This window comes from Phytohabitans flavus, assembly GCF_011764545.1.
Taxonomy (GTDB): domain Bacteria; phylum Actinomycetota; class Actinomycetes; order Mycobacteriales; family Micromonosporaceae; genus Phytohabitans; species Phytohabitans flavus.
Window position 1 is genome coordinate 5,273,026 of sequence record NZ_AP022870.1, and the last position, 16,103, is coordinate 5,289,128.

Consider the following 16,103-nt stretch of genomic DNA (forward strand, 5'->3'; position numbering starts at 1 on the left):
TTGTGGGGCTCATCTCGCCGCCTCCTTGCCCGCCTTGTGGCCGTCCACGGCTTGGGCGGTGCGCTGGAAGGCGGCGTGTGCACGGTCATGGGTCCGCTGCGCGACGGCGATGTAGAGCAGGTCGAGCACGACGAGCTGCGGGTGGCGGGCGGAGAGCGCGTCCGGCCGGAATGTCGTGGCCTGGGTGGCGGTGAGCAGCACGACGTCGGCGATCTCGGCCAGCGGCGAGCGGGGGAAGCTGGTCAGCGCGACGGTCGTGGCCCCATGGCTGCCCGCCTCGGCGAGCATCTCGATGGTCTCCCGCGTCTGTCCACTGTGGGAGATGCCGAGCGCCACGTCGCCGGCGCGCAGCAGGGCGGCGCTGGCGAGTCCATTGTGTACATCGGTCCAGGCCCACGCGGCCACGCCGATGCGGTGCAGGCTGAACTGCATCTCCTCGCCGACCAGGGCGCTGCCGCTGGCACCGAAGATGTTGACCCGGGCGGCGCCGGCGATCGCATCCGCGGCGCGCGCCACCTCGGCGAGGTCGAGCAGCGCGGCGGTGTCGTGCATCGCGCGCGTGTCGGCGGCCATGATCTGCTCGAGCACCTTTTCGAGCGGGTCGCCCGGCTCGATCTCGCGGCCGATGTCCACGGTCCAGCCGGCGGCTCGGGCCCGCCCGGTCTCCGCGGCGATGCCGAGGCGTAGCTCGGCGTAGCCCTCGAAGCCGAGCGCCCGGCAGAACCGGGTGACCGTCGCCGGCGAGGTGCCACTCCGCTCGGCCAGCTCGACGATCGTGGCCCGCGCCGCCCCGGCCGGGTCGGTCAGCACTTGATCAGCGACTCGACGCAGCGCGCCGGTGAACTCCGGCAGCTTGGCACGAACGGCCAGCAGCACGCCGTCCACTGCCACCTGGGAGTCCATTCGCCAGCCACCTCCGGGGCGCCTTTGGAAAGGAGTGTTAACTGATAGTGGTAAAAGTTCTTACTAAGAGGGGTACCTTGTCAAGGTGTTGGGCGAAGTTTTCAAACTGTTACCGTCTGGGAGCGCTATAGAGGCCCATAGGGCACCACGATGAGCGGGTGTCGGACGCACTCGTGATCGGGCTGGATATCGGCGGCACATCGACCCGCGTGCTGGTCGCCTCCCTCGCGGGCGACCGGGTCGGCACCGGCACCGCCGGCGGCGGCAACCCCACTTCCCACGGCGCCGAGGCCGCCGCGGCCGAGCTCGGAAAGGCACTCTCCGAGGCACTGGCGGCGACAGACCCCGCGCGGGTACGTGCCGGAACGATCGGCATCGCCGGCGTGGCCCGCCTGCTGGCCGACCCGGAGAGCCGCGCCGCGTTCGACCGCACCTGGGCCGAGGCGGGGCTGCGGTGCCCCTACGACCTGATCGGCGACGCGCTCGTGGCGTACGCGTCCGGCACCGCCAGCCCGGACGGCTCGGTCCTGATCGCCGGTACCGGCGCTGTCGCGGTCACCGTGCGCGGCTTCGCGCTGGACCGGGTCTCCGACGGGCACGGCTGGCTGCTGGGCGACGCGGGCTCCGGCTTCTGGCTGGGCCGCGAGGCCGTACGCGCCACGCTCGCCGCGATGGACGCCGGCCGCCCGCTCGGCCGCTTGTCCCGTTCCGTGGTGGCCACGCTGATGGATTCTTCGGCGGACGCGCCATCGGGCTCGGGGCGTACGGATCTTGGCGCGCTCTCCGCGCGCGACCAGGTCGACGTGCTCGTGCAGCGCGTGACCCGGCGCCCACCGGTCGAGCTGGCCAGGCTGGCGCCGCTGGTGATCGCCGCCCAGGCCGAGGGCGACCCCACCGCGTCGGCGCTGCTGGCCGAGGCAGCACGGCTACTGACCGAGAGCGTCGGGCGTATCCGAGAGCCCGGGGACACCAGCCCGATCGTGCTGGCGGGCGGCCTTCTGGTCGGTGAGACGCCGCTCGCGCCCGCCGTGGAGCGCGAGCTGGGCACGCGCTGGCCGGACGCCCCCCGCCCCGCGCTTCGGACGGCGCGGCGGCCGCCGCGTGGCTCGCGGCCCGGCCGCTGCTCACTCCGGTGGAGGCCGCCGCCCTACACGCACGGCTGTTCCCGTAGCGGTCGCGGTTATTTCAGTTGGCCGGCGGTCAGGCCGGACTGGATCTGGCGCTGGAAGAGCATGTAGACGGCGAGCACCGGGAGCATCGCGATCGTCAGGCCGGCGAATAGGCCGCTGAAATCGCCCTGGTAGCCCTGGCTCACGGCGAGCGCGGACAGTCCCTGGGCCAGCACGTACCGGGATTCGTCGTTGGGCATCAGCACCTGGGGCAGGATGAACTGGTTCCACTGGGCGAGGAAGTTGAAGATGCCCACGCTGATCAGGCCGGGCCTCGCCATCGGCAGCATCACCCGGAAGAAGAGCCGGAAATGGCCGCAGCCGTCGATCAGCGCGGCCTCGGCGACCGTCTGCGGGAGCGTGCGGAAGAACGCGGTCAGGAAGAAGACGGTGAACGGCAGCGAGTAGGCCGCGTACACAAGGATGAGGCCGCGCCAGGTGTTGAAGAGGCCCGCGTTTCGCACCACGAAGAAGAGCGGCACCAGCGCGAGGAAGACGGGAAACATCATGCCGCCCACGAACAGGTAGTAGAAGACCTGTTTGAAGCGGAAGTCGTAGCGGGCGAAAACGTATGCGGCGGTGGCGCCGAAGAGCATCGTGAGGGTGAGCGAGCCGGAGACGACGACGAGGCTGTTGAGGAAGTACCGGCCGATGTGCGCCTCGGTCCACGCGCGTTCCCAGTTTTCGAAGCGCAGCGCCCCGGGCAGGCCGAACGGGTCGGTGAGGATCTCGTCGTCGCTTTTGAACGAGCTGAGTACCACCCACAGCAGCGGCAGCGTGGTGAGCAGCGCCCACAGCAAAAGGAAGCCGTGGGAGAAGACGTTGGCCACGCCCCACTCGCGGCGCAGCGGGCGGTCGGCGCGCGGCGCGGACTTCGCCTCCTTGGTCTCCGTGGCGAGCAGAGTCATGAGAACTCGATCCGCTCGCGGCGGGACGCGCGCAGCGCCAGTACGGCCACCGACAGGGTGAGGAAGAACATCACCACGCCGATCGCCGAGGCGTACCCGAATTTGGTCTCACTGGCGAACGCGGTGTTGTACATGCGCAGCCCGATCACGTCGGAGGAGAAGTTAGGGCCGCCGTTTGTCATCAGCTGCACCAGGATGAAGCCGTCGAGGGCGGCGATGGCCAGATAGATCCAGGCGACCTGCACGGTGTCCCACAGCAACGGGATCGTGATGCGGCGGAGCGTGACAAGGCGTGAGGCGCCGTCGAGCAGTACCGCCTCGTAGATGTCGCGCGGTATCGCCTGCATCGCCGCGCCGAAGAGCACCACGTAGAAACCGACGTTGGCCCAGACCATCACGGCCAGCACGCACCAGAAGGCGGTACGCGGGTCGCCCAGCCAGCTCGGCCCGTCGATGCCGAGCGGCTTCAGCGCGGCGTTGATGAGCCCCGCGTTCGGGTGGTACACCTGCTGCCACACGACCGCGATGATCACGACGGAGAGGACCTGGGGAAAGAAGTACACAAGGCGGTAGGCCGCGGTCCCCCGCACGCCGGTGACGCCGGCCCGTCCCCCGCGCCCGCCCATGTTCAGCATGGTCGCGAAGAACAGGCCGAGCGCGATCGTCAGCACCGGCAGCAGGGCGAGCAGGATGGCGTTGTTCTTGACGGCGTTCCAGACGTAGTCGTCGCGCCACAACCGCACGAAGTTGTCCAGCCCCACAAAGTTGGCGTCCGCGGAGTAGCCGAGCCAGTCAGTGGTGGAGATCTGGAAGGCCTGGAGGTACGGCGAGACCACGAAGACGCCGTACAGGAGCAGGGGCGGCACCAGGAACGTGATGATCAGCGGATACTTCCCGTGCCGCATGCGCCGCCCTGCCCTCTCAGGCCCGCTTGTACTTCTTGAGCGAGCTGTCCTGGGCGATCATGTCGGCACCCTTCTGGCACAGGTCGAGGAACTCGGTCGGGCCGATGCGGCCGCTGAAGAACTCCCCGCACGCCGCGTCGACAAGCTCGCGCTCGAGCTTGCGGTAGTAGTTGTTGTAGACCCAGTTGAAGCCGCTCGTCCCGGAGGCGTCAAGCGCCTTGACCACGCTGGTGAGGCCGGGCGGCAGCGCCACGCCGTCGGCCGCGCCGGACACCGCGCTGAGCGCGGAGACCTTCTGGGTGAAGTCCTTGGCGCCGCGCATCGACAGCACGGTGCGGAAGTACTCCAGGCCACCGGCCACGTTCTTCGCCTTGGCCGGCACGATGAACGGCTCACCCGCCGTGCCCCGGATCGCCTCGAACGGCAGCTTGTCGCTCGCGCCGAGGCTGGGCGTGGGCGCGATCGCCATGTCGAAACCGGCCGGGGTGACCGCCTTCTGCTCGTTTTCGATCCAGGAGCCGCAGGAGATCAGCGCCGCCTTGCCACGGCACCACTCGGTCTGCGACTGCACGTGGTCGAGGCCGGGCGTACCGGGCAGGATGAACTGGTCCTTGACGATCTGGTGCCACGCGTCGGCGGAGGTCTTCATCGCGTCCGACTTCCAGGCGTTCGGCTCCAGGTTGTCGATGTTCTTCGCGACGTCCAGCCCGCCGAGCTTGATGGCCGTGGAGATGACCGGCCAGCTCATGTAGCGGGGATGCTTGCCCGCGTAGGTCCACGGCGCGATCCCGGCGGCCTTGATGGTGCGGCAGAGCGCGATGTGGTCGTCCCAGGTCTTGGGGTACGCCCAGCCTCGGTCGGCGAAAAGTTTCGTCGAGTACCAGATGCCGTAGGCGGTGTAGCTGATGTTGAGCACGAGGAACTTGCCGTCGTAGCTGCCCACGTCGACAACGCCGGGCAGCAGCGTGTCGCGCACCTTCTTGCCGGGGATGTCGAGGCTCGGCGCGTCGAGCAGCTCACCCAGGTCGGCGAGCGCGCCCTGCGACACGAGGCCGCCCGGGTCGATCTGGCCCGCGCCGGAGTTGTTGACCACGTCCGGCGGGCTGCCGTCGACGAAGCGCGGCTGGAGGGTCTTGCTGATCTCCTGGGTGGCCGAGTGCGTGATCTTCGCGTTCGGGTACTTCTCGCTGTACATGGCCTCGTGGGCCTTGGCGTACTCCTCGCCGTACCCACCGTTGAAGATGACCACGTCCAGCGGCGCGTCCGCCTTGACGCCGAAGGGGTTTTCGGCGGTCTTCTCGCCCCGGCTCGCGGTGTCGTCGCCTGAGTCGTCGCCACCGCCCATCGCACAGCTCGACAGCAGGCCGGCCGCAGGGGTCGCCATGACGCCGGCGACGACCCCGCGACGGAGGATGTCACGCCTTGTACTGTTCATGGGCCGCGTCACTTCCCTTCAGTCGCTGTTAGCGCTCTGAAGGATTCTTACGACAAGACCCGGGTGACAGCAAGCCCTGGCCGCCAACCGTTACCGGTTTACGCCCCTGCACGCCCGATCGCGTCCACCAGGATGGCCAGCCCTTCGCGCGCCTCGTCCGCGCTCAGCGTGAGCGGCGGACCCATGCGCAGCACGTTGCCGTACAGGCCGCCCTTGCCCACGAGCAGCCCGCCCTCCCTGGCCAGCTCGAAGACCCGCCCGGCCACCGCCGCGTCCGGCTCCAGCGTGCCCGGTCGTACGAACTCGATCGCCAGCATCAAGCCCTTGCCCCGCACATCGGCCACGATCGGGTGGTCGGCGGCCGCCGCGCGCAGCCCTTCCAACAGGATGGCGCCGACCCGTTGGGCGTTCTCCTGAAGGTTGTGGTCGAGCACGTAGTCGAGCACCGCGTTGCCGGCCGCCGTGGAGATCGGGTTGCCGCCGAACGTGGAGAACGAGATCGCCTGCACCGCGTTCATCACCTCGGCCCGGCCGACCACGCCGGCCAGCGCGAACCCGTTCCCGATGCCCTTGGCGAACGTGAGCAGGTCCGGGGTGACGCCGTGCGCCTGGTACCCCCAGAAGTGCTCGCCCGTGCGCCCCCAGCCGGTCTGCACCTCGTCCGAGATGAGCAGGATGCCGTACTCGTCGAGCACCTTCTTCAGCGCCGCGAAGAGCCCGTCCGGTGCGTGCACGAACCCGCCCACGCCCTGGATCGGCTCGGCGATCAGGCAGGCCACGTCGCCTGCGGTCTGGGTGGCGAGCACCTCGCGCAGGTCCTCGACCGCCGCCTCGATGTGGTCGGCCTCGTCGAGCTTGGCGAGCAGGCCGCGCAGCCGGTCACCGGAGTGCAGCCAGGCCACCTGGAGTGGGTTGAGGCTGCTCGCCGACCAGCTGCGGTGCCCGGTGATGCCCATCGCCGCGTACGACCGGCCGTGGTAGCTGTTGCGCACCGCCAGGATCTGGTTGGAGCGGCGCAGGTTGGTGGCGACGAGCAGGGCGGCCTCGTTCGCCTCGGTACCCGAGTTCGTGAAGAAGACCCGCGCGTCCTCGATACCGGAGAGGCGGGCGATCTTCTCGGCGAGCTCGACCTGCTGGCGGATCAGGTACAGCGTCGAGGTGTGCGCCACGCCCGTGCGCAGCTGCCGCTCGACCGCCTCGCGCACCTCCGGCACGTCGTACCCGATCATGGTGGTGAGCACGCCGCCGAAGAAGTCGAGATAGGTACGGCCGTTCGCGTCGGTAACCCGGGACCCGGAGCCGGACACGATCTCGATCGGCTCCGCGTAGTAGAGCGGCATCCATTTAGGGAGCACCGCCTGGTGGCGGGCAAGCAGGTCATCGGTCATACCGCACTTTCCAACGGCGCGGCCCGCGAGGCAACCAACAGAATGTAATGGCCAACCCCGTTAAGATCCGTCCGTGCACGTGCAGCCGGTCCCGCTCCCGTCCGGCGAGCCAGCCGCCGTGCTCGACGGCGTGGCTCGCTGGATCACTTCCGCGCCGCTTCGCGACCTCGTCGCCGCGTTCGGCGGCCAGTGGCCCGGCGGTGACAGCCCTTCCCTGCTGGGGTGGCTCGACGCGTTCTCCGCGACGAACTGGGACTTTCGAAACGGTGGCGAGCGCCCGGACGCGGTCGAGCCCGACTTCGAACCCGACGTGGCCGCGCTGGTCCTGACGTCGGCCGAGGCCCTCGGCATGGTCAGCGCCAAGCCGCCGCCGCGCCGCGACTACAAGCACGTGTTGGTGCTCGGCGGGCTGGCGCACGCCTGCCTGCGGCGCACCGCGTACGCCGCGCACCTGCTGCACCGCGGCACGTTCGCCGACGGGGTTGGCGTGCTGGGCAGCTACCGCCCGCTCTCCCCGGCCGAGCGGGCCCTCCCACTGGTGAACGGCTGCCACAGCGAGGTAGACGTGCTCGACCTGGCCGTGCGGCGGGCGTTCGGGGTGGCGGACCCGGTCGAGACCGACGACGCGCCGGACGGCTCCTGGTCCGTGCGGACCTACGCGCCCACCGGGGCGCCGCGGGTGGCGGTGCTGGCCGCGCCGTCGTCCAAGCCGGGGGTACGCCGCGCGCACACCGCCGACACCCAGCGCTTCTGGGCCAGGCGGGCGGCGCTCGCGCAGGGCGACCGGCTGCTGGTGGTGACCGCGCCGATCTACGTGCCCTTCCAGCACTGCGACGCGGTGCGCACGCTCGGCCTGCCGTACGGCTGTGCGATCGACACGATCGGCGTCGACCCCCGGCTCGCCGACGACCTCGCGCTCCCCGAGCCGACGCTCACACCCGGCCGGTACCTGCAAGAGATCCGGTCCGCGATCCGCTCGATGCGGCTCCTCGTCGGCGCGCTCGGCGGCTAGAGGCAGTCAGGCCTTGGCGGTGTCCCGGATCGCCTGGACGAAGACCTCGGAGCGGTGCTCGAAGTTGCGGAAGCGCCCGTAGCTCGGTGCCGCCGGCGACAGTAGTACCGCCCCATCGGTCGGCGTGACCGTACGGGCCAGTCGCACCGCGTCGATCAGGTCGTCGGCCACCTCGGTACGCACGCCGGGCAGCCCCTCCAGCGCGTCCACGATCCGCTGGCCGCTGTCCGGGATGCCGATCACGGTCAGCTCGCGGCCCTTCAGGTGCTCGCGCAGCGGGCTGTAGTCGAGCCCCCGGTCGGTACCGCCGACGATGACCGTGAGCGGCCGTCCCTCGTACGCGTCGATCGCGTGCATCGAGGCGTACGGGCTTGTCGCGAGCGTGTCGTCGACGAACGTCAGCCCGGACGGGTCCTCGATCTCGGTGAGCCGGTGCGGCAGCGCGGAGAAGGTCTTGGCCGTCGCGGCGAGCGTGTCCGCAGACGCCACGGTGTCGATGCCCAGCGCCTCCAGCACCGCGAGCGCCACGCACAGGTTGCGCTCGTTGTGCCGCCCGACCAGCGGCAGCACGTCCCGGTCGAAGAGCCGCGTCTCCGCCCGGTACACGATCTCGTCCCGCACGTGGTACGAGTCCGGCAGCCCGGCCCGCACCGCCGGCAGGTTGCCGATCTCGGCGGCGAGCCGCTCGTCCAGCCCGTTGACCACCACGGTCTCCGGGTTGTGCGCGAGGATGTTGAGCTTGTCCCGGTAGTACTCCTCCTGCCCACCGTGCGCGTCGAGGTGCTCCGGGAAGAGCGCGGTCACCACCGCCACGCGCGGCGAGTCGGTGAGGTCGCTGCACTGGTAGCTGGAGAGCTCCAGCACGTACTGGTCGGTGTCCGGCAGGTCGAGCAGCGGCACGCCGATGTTGCCGCCGAGGACGTTGGGGCGCCCGGTGGCGCTGAGCAGGTGGCTGATCAGGCTCGCCGTGGTGCTCTTGCCCTTGCTGCCGGTCACGCCCACGGTCGCGGCGGCGTGGTCGGCCATCCACAGCGCGCTACCGCCGGTGACCGTGATCTCCCGCGCGCGCGCCTCGACGATCCAAGGGTGGGTCTGCGGCACGCCCGGCGAGCGCACGATCACCTCGGCCGCCATCAGCGCGTCGTGACAGTCGTCGCCGGTGACCAGCGGTACGTCCTTCGCCCTGCTCTCCGACCAGTCGAGCGAGAGGAAGTTGACCGTGTCGTCGACGGCGACGAGGCGGGCCGGAGCGTGGTCCGCGATCGCGGCGGCGGCGGCCACCCCCTCGCGTCCCGAGCCCCAGACCGCGACGGAACGGCCGCGCAGGTCAGCCAGGCGCACGTGCTCTCCTCCTCAACCGGTGGTCCGTGTGGGCCTAGTATTGCGTGTGCTCGACACAAGTTTTCGGCGACTGTCCTTTCCCGCGCTCACGTTCGACCCGGCGACCGGCGTGGCGCAGCTGCCTTACACGCTGGACGGCCTCGACTTCACCGAGACGGTGACATTTCCGGCCATCGACGGGGAGCCGCCGGCCGCCTTCGGGCGCGTGCTGGAGCTGCTGCACCTCGTGGCCGGCGTGAGCTACTTCAAGGTCGGCGCGCCGCCGGAGATCACGACCAGCACGCCGCTGAGCCCGGCCGCCGCGGCCCTGCTCGACGCCGTCTACACCAAGGGCATGGCGGAGTACGCGTACCGCAACGACCTCCCGCACGTGCTCTCGCTGTCGGTCTCCGCACCCGCCGCCCCGCCCGCGACCCCGGTCTCCGTGGCCGGCCGTCGCCCGCTCAGCCCGGTCGGCGGCGGCAAGGACTCGATCGTCACGCTGGAGGCGCTGCGCCGCGGCGGGCTCGACCCGGTGCCCTTCGCGGTCAACCCCAACTGGGTGATCCAGTCGGTGTTCGCCGCGTCGGGGCTGACCCCGCTGGCCGCCCACCGCAAGATCGACCCGAAGCTCTTCGACCTGAACGCGGCCGGCGCGCTCAACGGCCACATCCCGGTCACCGCGATCAACTCGCTGATCGCCGTCGCCACCGCCGTACTGCACGGGCTCGGCCCGGTGGTGATGTCGAACGAGCGCTCCGCCTCCGACCCCAACCTTGTCTGGCACGGCCAGGAGATCAACCACCAGTGGTCCAAGGGCGTCGAGGCGGAGGGGCTGCTGCGCGAGGCGTTGGCCGCGCAGGCCGGGCTCGCGGACGCGTACTTCTCGCTGCTGCGGCCGCTGTCCGAGCTGCACATCGCCCGGCTGTTCGCCGAGCACACCCACTACGACGAGGTGGTGACCAGCTGCAACGCCGCGTTCAAGCTGCGCGACGCGAGCGCCCGCTGGTGCGGCCACTGCCCGAAGTGCCGCTTCGTCTTCCTGGCGATGGCCCCGTTCATGCCGCGCGCCCGGCTTGTCGCCATCTTCGGCGCCGACCTGCTCGCCGACGAGACCCAGATCCCGGGGTACAAGGAGCTGCTGGGGCTGGACGGGCACAAGCCGTTCGAGTGCGTGGGTGAGGTCGAGGAGTCCGTGGTCGCACTGAGCCTGCTGCGCGACAGGGCCGAGTGGGCGGACGCCCGGGTGGTCTCGGAGCTGGCCGCCGCGGTCCCCGATACCGCCTGGGCAGCGGCCAAGACCTCCGACGTCTTCGTGCCCGGCGGCACCAACTACGTCCCGCCCGCCTTCGCCGACCTGGTCTAGGCATCTTTCCGGGTCGGGGTCACATTCAATTTTCTGGGATGGATATTTGCCCCGGTCCGCGTTAGTCGCTGACCGTATGCTCCCGCGGGCACCGCGCAGGTCGGCGGCTCGCTGGCGCTCGCCGAGATCCCCGACCTAATAAGAGCAACCGGGTAGGGCGGCAGTCATACTCGGCTCCGGTAGCCGCCGGCGGGTGAGCACTTCCCTGACCAGGACGTTGAGTCCTCAGCGCAGATCGTGCCCCCGTTGGTGGTCGGGAGACAGGACCGCTGATGGGATGTCGTGCCTCGCTGACTGTGGCGTGAGCACTCGTTTATTAGGTCGCTGGTAGTTCTCCGCAGGCTCGCCGGAGCAGATCTGTCCGCTATGGATTGGAGTCGAGTTTGCTGTTCGTCGGAGATGACTGGGCGGAGGATCACCACGACGTCGAGTTGCAAGACGAGACGGGCCGGGTGTTGGGCCGGGCGAAGCTGCCTGAGGGTGTGGCGGGTATCGGGCGGCTGCACGCGATGATCGGCGAGCACCTGGGTGAGGACGACGAGGCGACGGTGGTGGTCGGTATCGAGACCGACCGCGGCCCGTGGGTGCAGGCGCTGATCGCGGCCGGCTACCAGGTTTATGCGATCAATCCGCTGCAGGTGGCCCGGTACCGTGAGCGTCGTGGTGTGTCGGGTGCCAAGAGCGACACCGGTGACGCACATGCCTTGGCCGACATGGTGCGCACCGACCGCCACCAGCTGCGCCCGGTCGCCGGGGACAGCGCCCAGGCCGAGGCGGTCAAGGTCCTGTCCCGTGTGCATAAGACGCTGATTTGGGACCGTACCCGGCAGATGCTGCGGCTGCGTCACGCGCTGCGTGAGTTCTTCCCGGCCGCGCTGGTCGCCTTCGACGATCTCACCGCCCCGGAGGCCCTTGAGCTGCTGGGCGCCGCGCCGGAACCGACCGCAGCCGCCGCGCTGAGCACCGAACGGATCAACGAAGCGCTCAAGCGCGCACGCCGCCACGGCAGGGCAGCCAAGGCCGAGGCCATCGCGGCCGCGTTGCGGGCCGAGCATCTGGGCCAGCCCCCAGTAGTGGCTACCGCCTTCGCCGCGACCGTGCGCGCGCACGTGGCGATCCTGGGCACCCTCAACGCCGAGATCAAGACCATGGGTAAGGAGATCGAGGCCCATTTTTCCGAGCACCCGGACGCTGAGGTCTACCTTAGCCAGCCCGGCCTTGGCGTCGTGCTCGGCGCCCGGGTGCTCGCCGAGTTCGGCGACGACAAACAGCGTTACGCCGACGCAAGAGCACGCAAGAACTACGCCGGGACCAGTCCGATCACCCGCCAGTCCGGCAAGAAGAAGGTTGTGCTGGCCCGCTACGTCCACAACGACAGGCTGGTCGACGCCCTCGGCCAGCAGGCCTTCACCGCACTGAACAACTCACCAGGCGCCCGCACCTACTACGACCAACTCCGGGCCAAAGGCGTCGGCCACCGCGCCGCGCTCCGCCAGCTCGGCAACCGTCTCGTCGGCATCCTCCACGGATGCCTCAAAACAGGCAAGCCATACAGCGAAGACATCGCCTGGGCACACCACAGAAAAGATCTTGACACTGCCGCTTGACAACAAATCCACATGGGATGTCTGCGCTGCCGGGTCCGCGGTCCAAGCCCAACCCCCCGGGGGTTCCGCTTTCACCAGCTGTCGAGCTGGGCGCACGGCTGCGCCCAGGTTCGCCTCGCCGCCCCAGCGACGCCGATCGCTAGATCTGAAACCTAGATAGAGAGCTTTCGAGGTCGGGTCTGGGGCCTGCGGCCCCAGACCCGCCTTGACGTGATCGAACCCCACGCGGAAACACGGCCTACGGCCCCGACTTCCCTTGATCGGCGCAGCAGCGCCGTGTCGCGTTGCGTCCGTGGCGAGAAATTGCCCGCCCAGGGGAAATTCTTCGCCACGGACGACCAGAGCACCCATCGATCAAGGCCGCACCCCCTCCGGCAGGATCGACCATCGCCTTGATCGGCGCGAGAGATCGCGCCAGCGATCGTGGTACTCAGCTGCCCCGGCAGCAACAGGTCTTCACCCAGTCCGACGAGTCGCCCGTCGAGCGGGGTGGCCGATCGCGGCCTGAGGGGGTGAGCTTGCCGACCGCGAAGGGTGAGGCCGCGGGAGCGACGGTCCGGACCACAACGGGCATCGCGGTAGCTCGGTTTCCTTGGTTTGGATCTTTATCCAGGACTCGTTGCCGAGGCTGCCCTTACTCCAATCTCTCTCGCTAGTCGCGGATCGCGTCCAGGGCGAGCAGCGCCACGTGCAGGGACATGCAGGTGTCGACCGCGTCCAGGTCGGCGTCGAGGATCCGCTCTATGCGGGACAGCCGCTCGTAGAGCGCCGGCCTCGACAGGTGCGCCGCGGCGGCCGCCGCCGACTTGTTGCGGCCGCTGTCCAGGTACGCCCGGAGCGTGCCGAGCAGGCGCTCCTTGGGGTGCCGCGCGTCGTACGCCAGTAGCCCGCCCAGCTCACGCTCCACAAAGGTCTGTAGCCGGGGCTCGTCGCGCAGCAGGTGCAGCAGGCCGGCGAGCCCCACGTGCGGCAGCCGGAACACCGTCCGGTCCCGCCGCCCGTGCCGCGCCGCGTCGGCCACCTGCCGCGCTTCCAGCAGGGAGCGGCGCGCGTCGCGCAGCGAGTCCACCCGTGAGCCGGCCGCCACGACGACGGCGGGGCGGCCTCACCCCGTACCCGATGCAAGGCGGCGGCGAACGCGGACAGTGACCTCTCGTCGTCCGCGGCCGGGGCAGTGCGACAAGCGCGCCCACAGCGTGGTCGTCGAGCGGACCCGCCAGGCCGGCGACCGCGGCCTCGCGCAGCGCGTGGCTGACCGCTTCGGCCAGGTCGCGCAGGCGCGCGGCGTCGAGCGCGGGCTCCTCCCCCGGTGCCGCACGACGACGCCGAGGAGGTGGCGGCGATCCAGCGGTACCCCCAAGGCCCGCGCCCGCAGCGCCACCTCGTCGACCGGGCGGGTGTGGTCGAGCAGCGCGGTGAGCAGCGTGCGGTGGATCTGGTGCTCCAGCCCTTCGGCGTCGCGCCGCATGAGGCGGCCGAGGGCGAGCGTGGAGGCCGCGCGTTCGAGCAGGATGGAGAGGCGGGTCGGCGGCGCCCCCTCCCCCGCCCACCGGGCCAGCAGCCGTCCCCAGTCCTGGCCGCGCGCACCGACGGTGGTGACGAGCCAGCCCGCGTCGGCGTCGTACGCGGTGCGCCCCGCCGGCTGGATCCGCCGCGAGTGCTGCTCCCACCCGTCCAGCAGCAGCGCGGCGCTGTCGCCCGCGGTGTCGTACGCGAGGACCTGGCGGGCGAGGTTTTCCAGCACGACCGGGCACCCGGCGAGCGCGGCGGCCTGGTGCACCACGTCGGCCGGCTCGGCACCCTCGACCGACAGCTCGGTGAACCGCTGGTGGATCTCCTCGGTCGCGCGCAGCTCGGTCAGCTGGGCGTCCACGATCAGCGCGTGCACCGCCTCGGTGATCCGCACGAACGGCGTCGCCCGGCGCAGCTCCACCAGCGGCATCCCGCGCCGCTGGGCGGCCGCGACCATCACCCTCGGCACGCTGCTCGTGTACCGGCGGCCCAGCTCCACGACGAGCCCCGCGACGCCCACGTCGGCGAGGTCCGCGATGAACGCCCGGACCCCGGCATCGTCGGCCGGCAGCCCGATGCCGGTGGTGAGCACGAGCTCGCCGCCGTTCAGGAGGCTGGCGATGTCGGGCACCTCGGCCGCGTGTACCCACCGCACCGGCCGGTCCAGCCCAGCCTCGCCCGCCACCACGCGCGGCTCGCCGTGGCGTACGGGGTCGAGGCCGATGACCTCACGGACGGTAGGAAACACAAGGTCAGTCTTCCCGACCCAGCTCCCAGAACGCGACTGCGGCCGCCGCGGCCACGTTGAGCGAGTCGACCCCGCGCCGCATCGGGATGACCACCCGCTTGTCGCTGCCGTCGACGGCCCTGCGCGAGAGCCCCGGACCCTCCGCACCGAGCAGCAGCGCGGGCCGGGCCCGCTCGGCCGAGGTCAGCTTCTGGATCGGGACCGCGTCGGCGGCCAGGGTCATCGCGAGCACCGTGAACCCGGCGCCCTTGACCTCCTCCAGGGCCGCCGGCCAGGGGCCAGCGTCGCGTACGGCACCGCGAACACCTCGCCCATGCTCACCCGTACGCTCCGCCGGTAGAGCGGGTCCGCGCACGAGGGCGAGAGGAGCACCCCGTCGATCCCGAGCGCCGCCGCACCGCGGAAGACCGCCCCGAGGTTGGTGTGGTTGTTGACGTCCTCGAGGATCGCCACCCGGCGCGCGCTCCTCAGCACCTCGTCCGCGCCCGGCAGCTCCTTCCTGTGGAACGATGCGAGCACCCCGCGGTGCACGTGGAAGCCGGTCGCCTTCTCCAGGACCGACTGGCTGGCCGCGTAGACCGGCGCGCCACCTTCGGCCAGGTCGGCGAACTGGTCGAGGCGCTTCTCGTCCAGCAGGTACGACCGCGCCCGGTAGCCAGCCCGCACGGCCCGCCGCAGCACCAACTCCCCTTCGGCGATGAACAGCCCGTGCGGCGGCTCCCAGCGCGTCCGCAACTCCACGTCGGTCAACGCCCGGTAGTCCGCGATCCGCTCGTCGTCGGGGTCGGTGATCAGCTCCACGCACCGCATTCTTCCGCTTGGTTGTGAGGCGCGGAGGGTGAGGCCGCGGGAGCAGCGGTCTGGACCACCGCGGACATCGCGGTAGCTCAAGTCTTTGGCCTTGGAATGATCTTCTAGTTGACGCTGCCGGTGGTGGCGACTTGGGCGGCCACCGCCTGGGCGCCGGCGGCCGCGGCCGCGGCGCGGACCTTGGGGGTGGCGTGGACGCTGGGCACGATGCGGCCCGCCGTCCAGGACATGCCGATGCCGGCGGCGAGGATGAAGATGGCGCCCACCGTCTGAAGTGGACCGACCAGCAGGCCGGCGACACCCACCATCGGGCCGGCGACCATCAACAGCAGGCCGTCCGACTTGTTGAACAAGCCGCTGTACATCACCGACCACCCGGCCAGCAGCCAGCCGGCGGAGTAGACGGCGGCGCCGGCCAGCGAGAGGGTGTGCGCGTCGAGGCCGTACACGGGGGTGTCGCGGGGTAGCGCGGCGAACGGGAGCCACAGCACCGCGCCGGTCAGGCCGACCATCAGCCCCATCGTGGCCGCGCGGCGGCTGCGCGCCGCGGCCAGGAGGCTGGCCATCGCGACAAGCGCCAGGAGGCCCAGCCACACGGCGACCACCCAGCCGACGAGGTGGAGGATGCGGCCGTTTTCCAGGTAGGGCAACGGCGCGCCGCCATCCCACCGGCCGAGCGTGACCGCGCCGTACACCACGGCGTAGCCGGGGAGGGTCCACATCAGTCCGCGGGCGAAACGCCGCATCGACCAGGCCCACGTGGCGTTGGTGACCGATGCGATCGACGAACGTTCCGCGACGACGGCGACCCCCGCCTCGGTTCGGGCGACCACCCTCACCGGTGTCGACCGGACGCTAGAGCCCGCCGGGCGTCTGTGTCTCGCGGCGTTCGTCATTGCCTACCCCCGCGGCCGGAGCGCCGGCGCCCCGGCAACCACCATGCTGGCTTAGAGCATGGCAGTCGCCGGGGCGCCAAGCGGATGTTTCCGACGAATCAGACGACCCAAAGGCAAGTCGCCA

General features: G+C 70.6%; 10 protein-coding genes and 3 pseudogenes. 4 read left to right on the plus strand and 9 right to left on the minus strand.

The features are described from left to right. Nucleotides 1–9: 9 nt before the first annotated feature. Nucleotides 10–903 carry a MurR/RpiR family transcriptional regulator gene (locus Pflav_RS22950; protein ID WP_173038093.1) on the minus strand — a complete coding sequence of 298 codons (894 nt, stop codon included), beginning with the start codon at nucleotides 901–903 and terminating at the stop codon, nucleotides 10–12. A gap of 158 nt (nucleotides 904–1,061) precedes the next feature. Here Pflav_RS22950 and Pflav_RS22955 point away from each other — a divergent pair. Continuing rightward, a pseudogene (locus tag Pflav_RS22955) lies at nucleotides 1,062–2,074 on the plus strand (N-acetylglucosamine kinase). Between the two features lie 9 nt (nucleotides 2,075–2,083). Here the strand turns inward: Pflav_RS22955 and Pflav_RS22960 are convergent. The 4 genes from Pflav_RS22960 to Pflav_RS22975 form a co-directional block, all read right to left on the minus strand. Continuing rightward, nucleotides 2,084–2,980, minus strand: a complete 897-nt coding sequence (locus Pflav_RS22960; protein ID WP_173038095.1) for a carbohydrate ABC transporter permease — start codon at nucleotides 2,978–2,980, stop codon at nucleotides 2,084–2,086. Beyond that, nucleotides 2,977–3,885, minus strand: coding sequence for a carbohydrate ABC transporter permease (locus Pflav_RS22965; protein ID WP_173038097.1), 909 nt, complete (start codon nucleotides 3,883–3,885; stop codon nucleotides 2,977–2,979). Before Pflav_RS22965 ends, Pflav_RS22960 begins: the two co-directional genes overlap by 4 nt. Nucleotides 3,886–3,901: 16 nt before the next feature. Continuing rightward, nucleotides 3,902–5,320 (minus strand): N-acetylglucosamine/diacetylchitobiose ABC transporter substrate-binding protein, encoded by a 1,419-nt coding sequence (gene ngcE / locus Pflav_RS22970; protein ID WP_173038099.1) that lies wholly within the window; start codon nucleotides 5,318–5,320, stop codon nucleotides 3,902–3,904. Between the two features lie 98 nt (nucleotides 5,321–5,418). Further along, complete coding sequence (locus Pflav_RS22975; RefSeq protein ID WP_173038101.1) at nucleotides 5,419–6,708, minus strand: aspartate aminotransferase family protein; 1,290 nt, start codon at nucleotides 6,706–6,708, stop codon at nucleotides 5,419–5,421. 73 nt (nucleotides 6,709–6,781) lie between these two features. Between Pflav_RS22975 and Pflav_RS22980 the strand changes: the two genes are divergently transcribed. Beyond that, nucleotides 6,782–7,720, plus strand: coding sequence for a hypothetical protein (locus Pflav_RS22980; RefSeq protein WP_232071792.1), 939 nt, complete (start codon nucleotides 6,782–6,784; stop codon nucleotides 7,718–7,720). Between the two features lie 6 nt (nucleotides 7,721–7,726). Here the strand turns inward: Pflav_RS22980 and murD are convergent, their stop codons facing one another. Continuing rightward, nucleotides 7,727–9,061: a UDP-N-acetylmuramoyl-L-alanine--D-glutamate ligase gene (murD, locus tag Pflav_RS22985; protein WP_173038103.1), complete on the minus strand. Its 1,335-nt coding sequence runs from the start codon at nucleotides 9,059–9,061 to the stop codon at nucleotides 7,727–7,729. 46 nt (nucleotides 9,062–9,107) lie between these two features. Between murD and Pflav_RS22990 the strand changes: the two genes are divergently transcribed. Beyond that, entirely contained in the window at nucleotides 9,108–10,406 is a 1,299-nt protein-coding gene (locus Pflav_RS22990) for a hypothetical protein (RefSeq protein WP_173038104.1), read from the plus strand. 383 nt (nucleotides 10,407–10,789) lie between these two features. Beyond that, the gene (locus Pflav_RS22995) at nucleotides 10,790–12,013 is read left to right on the plus strand and encodes an IS110 family RNA-guided transposase (RefSeq protein ID WP_173032861.1); all 1,224 of its coding nucleotides are present in this window, start codon (nucleotides 10,790–10,792) and stop codon (nucleotides 12,011–12,013) included. A gap of 652 nt (nucleotides 12,014–12,665) precedes the next feature. Here Pflav_RS22995 and Pflav_RS23000 read toward each other — a convergent pair. From Pflav_RS23000 to Pflav_RS23010, 3 genes and pseudogenes are all read right to left on the minus strand, one after another. Continuing rightward, nucleotides 12,666–14,273: pseudogene (locus Pflav_RS23000) on the minus strand (PucR family transcriptional regulator). A gap of 4 nt (nucleotides 14,274–14,277) precedes the next feature. After that, nucleotides 14,278–15,083 (minus strand): annotated as a pseudogene (locus tag Pflav_RS23005) (TrmH family RNA methyltransferase). Between the two features lie 104 nt (nucleotides 15,084–15,187). After that, complete coding sequence (locus tag Pflav_RS23010; RefSeq protein WP_173038106.1) at nucleotides 15,188–15,916, minus strand: hypothetical protein; 729 nt, start codon at nucleotides 15,914–15,916, stop codon at nucleotides 15,188–15,190. Nucleotides 15,917–16,103 lie beyond the last annotated feature (187 nt).

Excerpts from the sequence above, each read along its gene's own strand:
- Pflav_RS22950 (WP_173038093.1), bottom strand. The coding sequence starts at position 903 with ATGGACTCCCAGGTGGCAGTGGACGGCGTGCTGCTGGCCGTTCGTGCC.
- Pflav_RS22960 (WP_173038095.1), bottom strand. The coding sequence starts at position 2,980 with ATGACTCTGCTCGCCACGGAGACCAAGGAGGCGAAGTCCGCGCCGCGC.
- Pflav_RS22965 (WP_173038097.1), bottom strand. The coding sequence starts at position 3,885 with ATGCGGCACGGGAAGTATCCGCTGATCATCACGTTCCTGGTGCCGCCC.
- ngcE (WP_173038099.1), bottom strand. The coding sequence starts at position 5,320 with ATGAACAGTACAAGGCGTGACATCCTCCGTCGCGGGGTCGTCGCCGGC.
- Pflav_RS22975 (WP_173038101.1), bottom strand. The coding sequence starts at position 6,708 with ATGACCGATGACCTGCTTGCCCGCCACCAGGCGGTGCTCCCTAAATGG.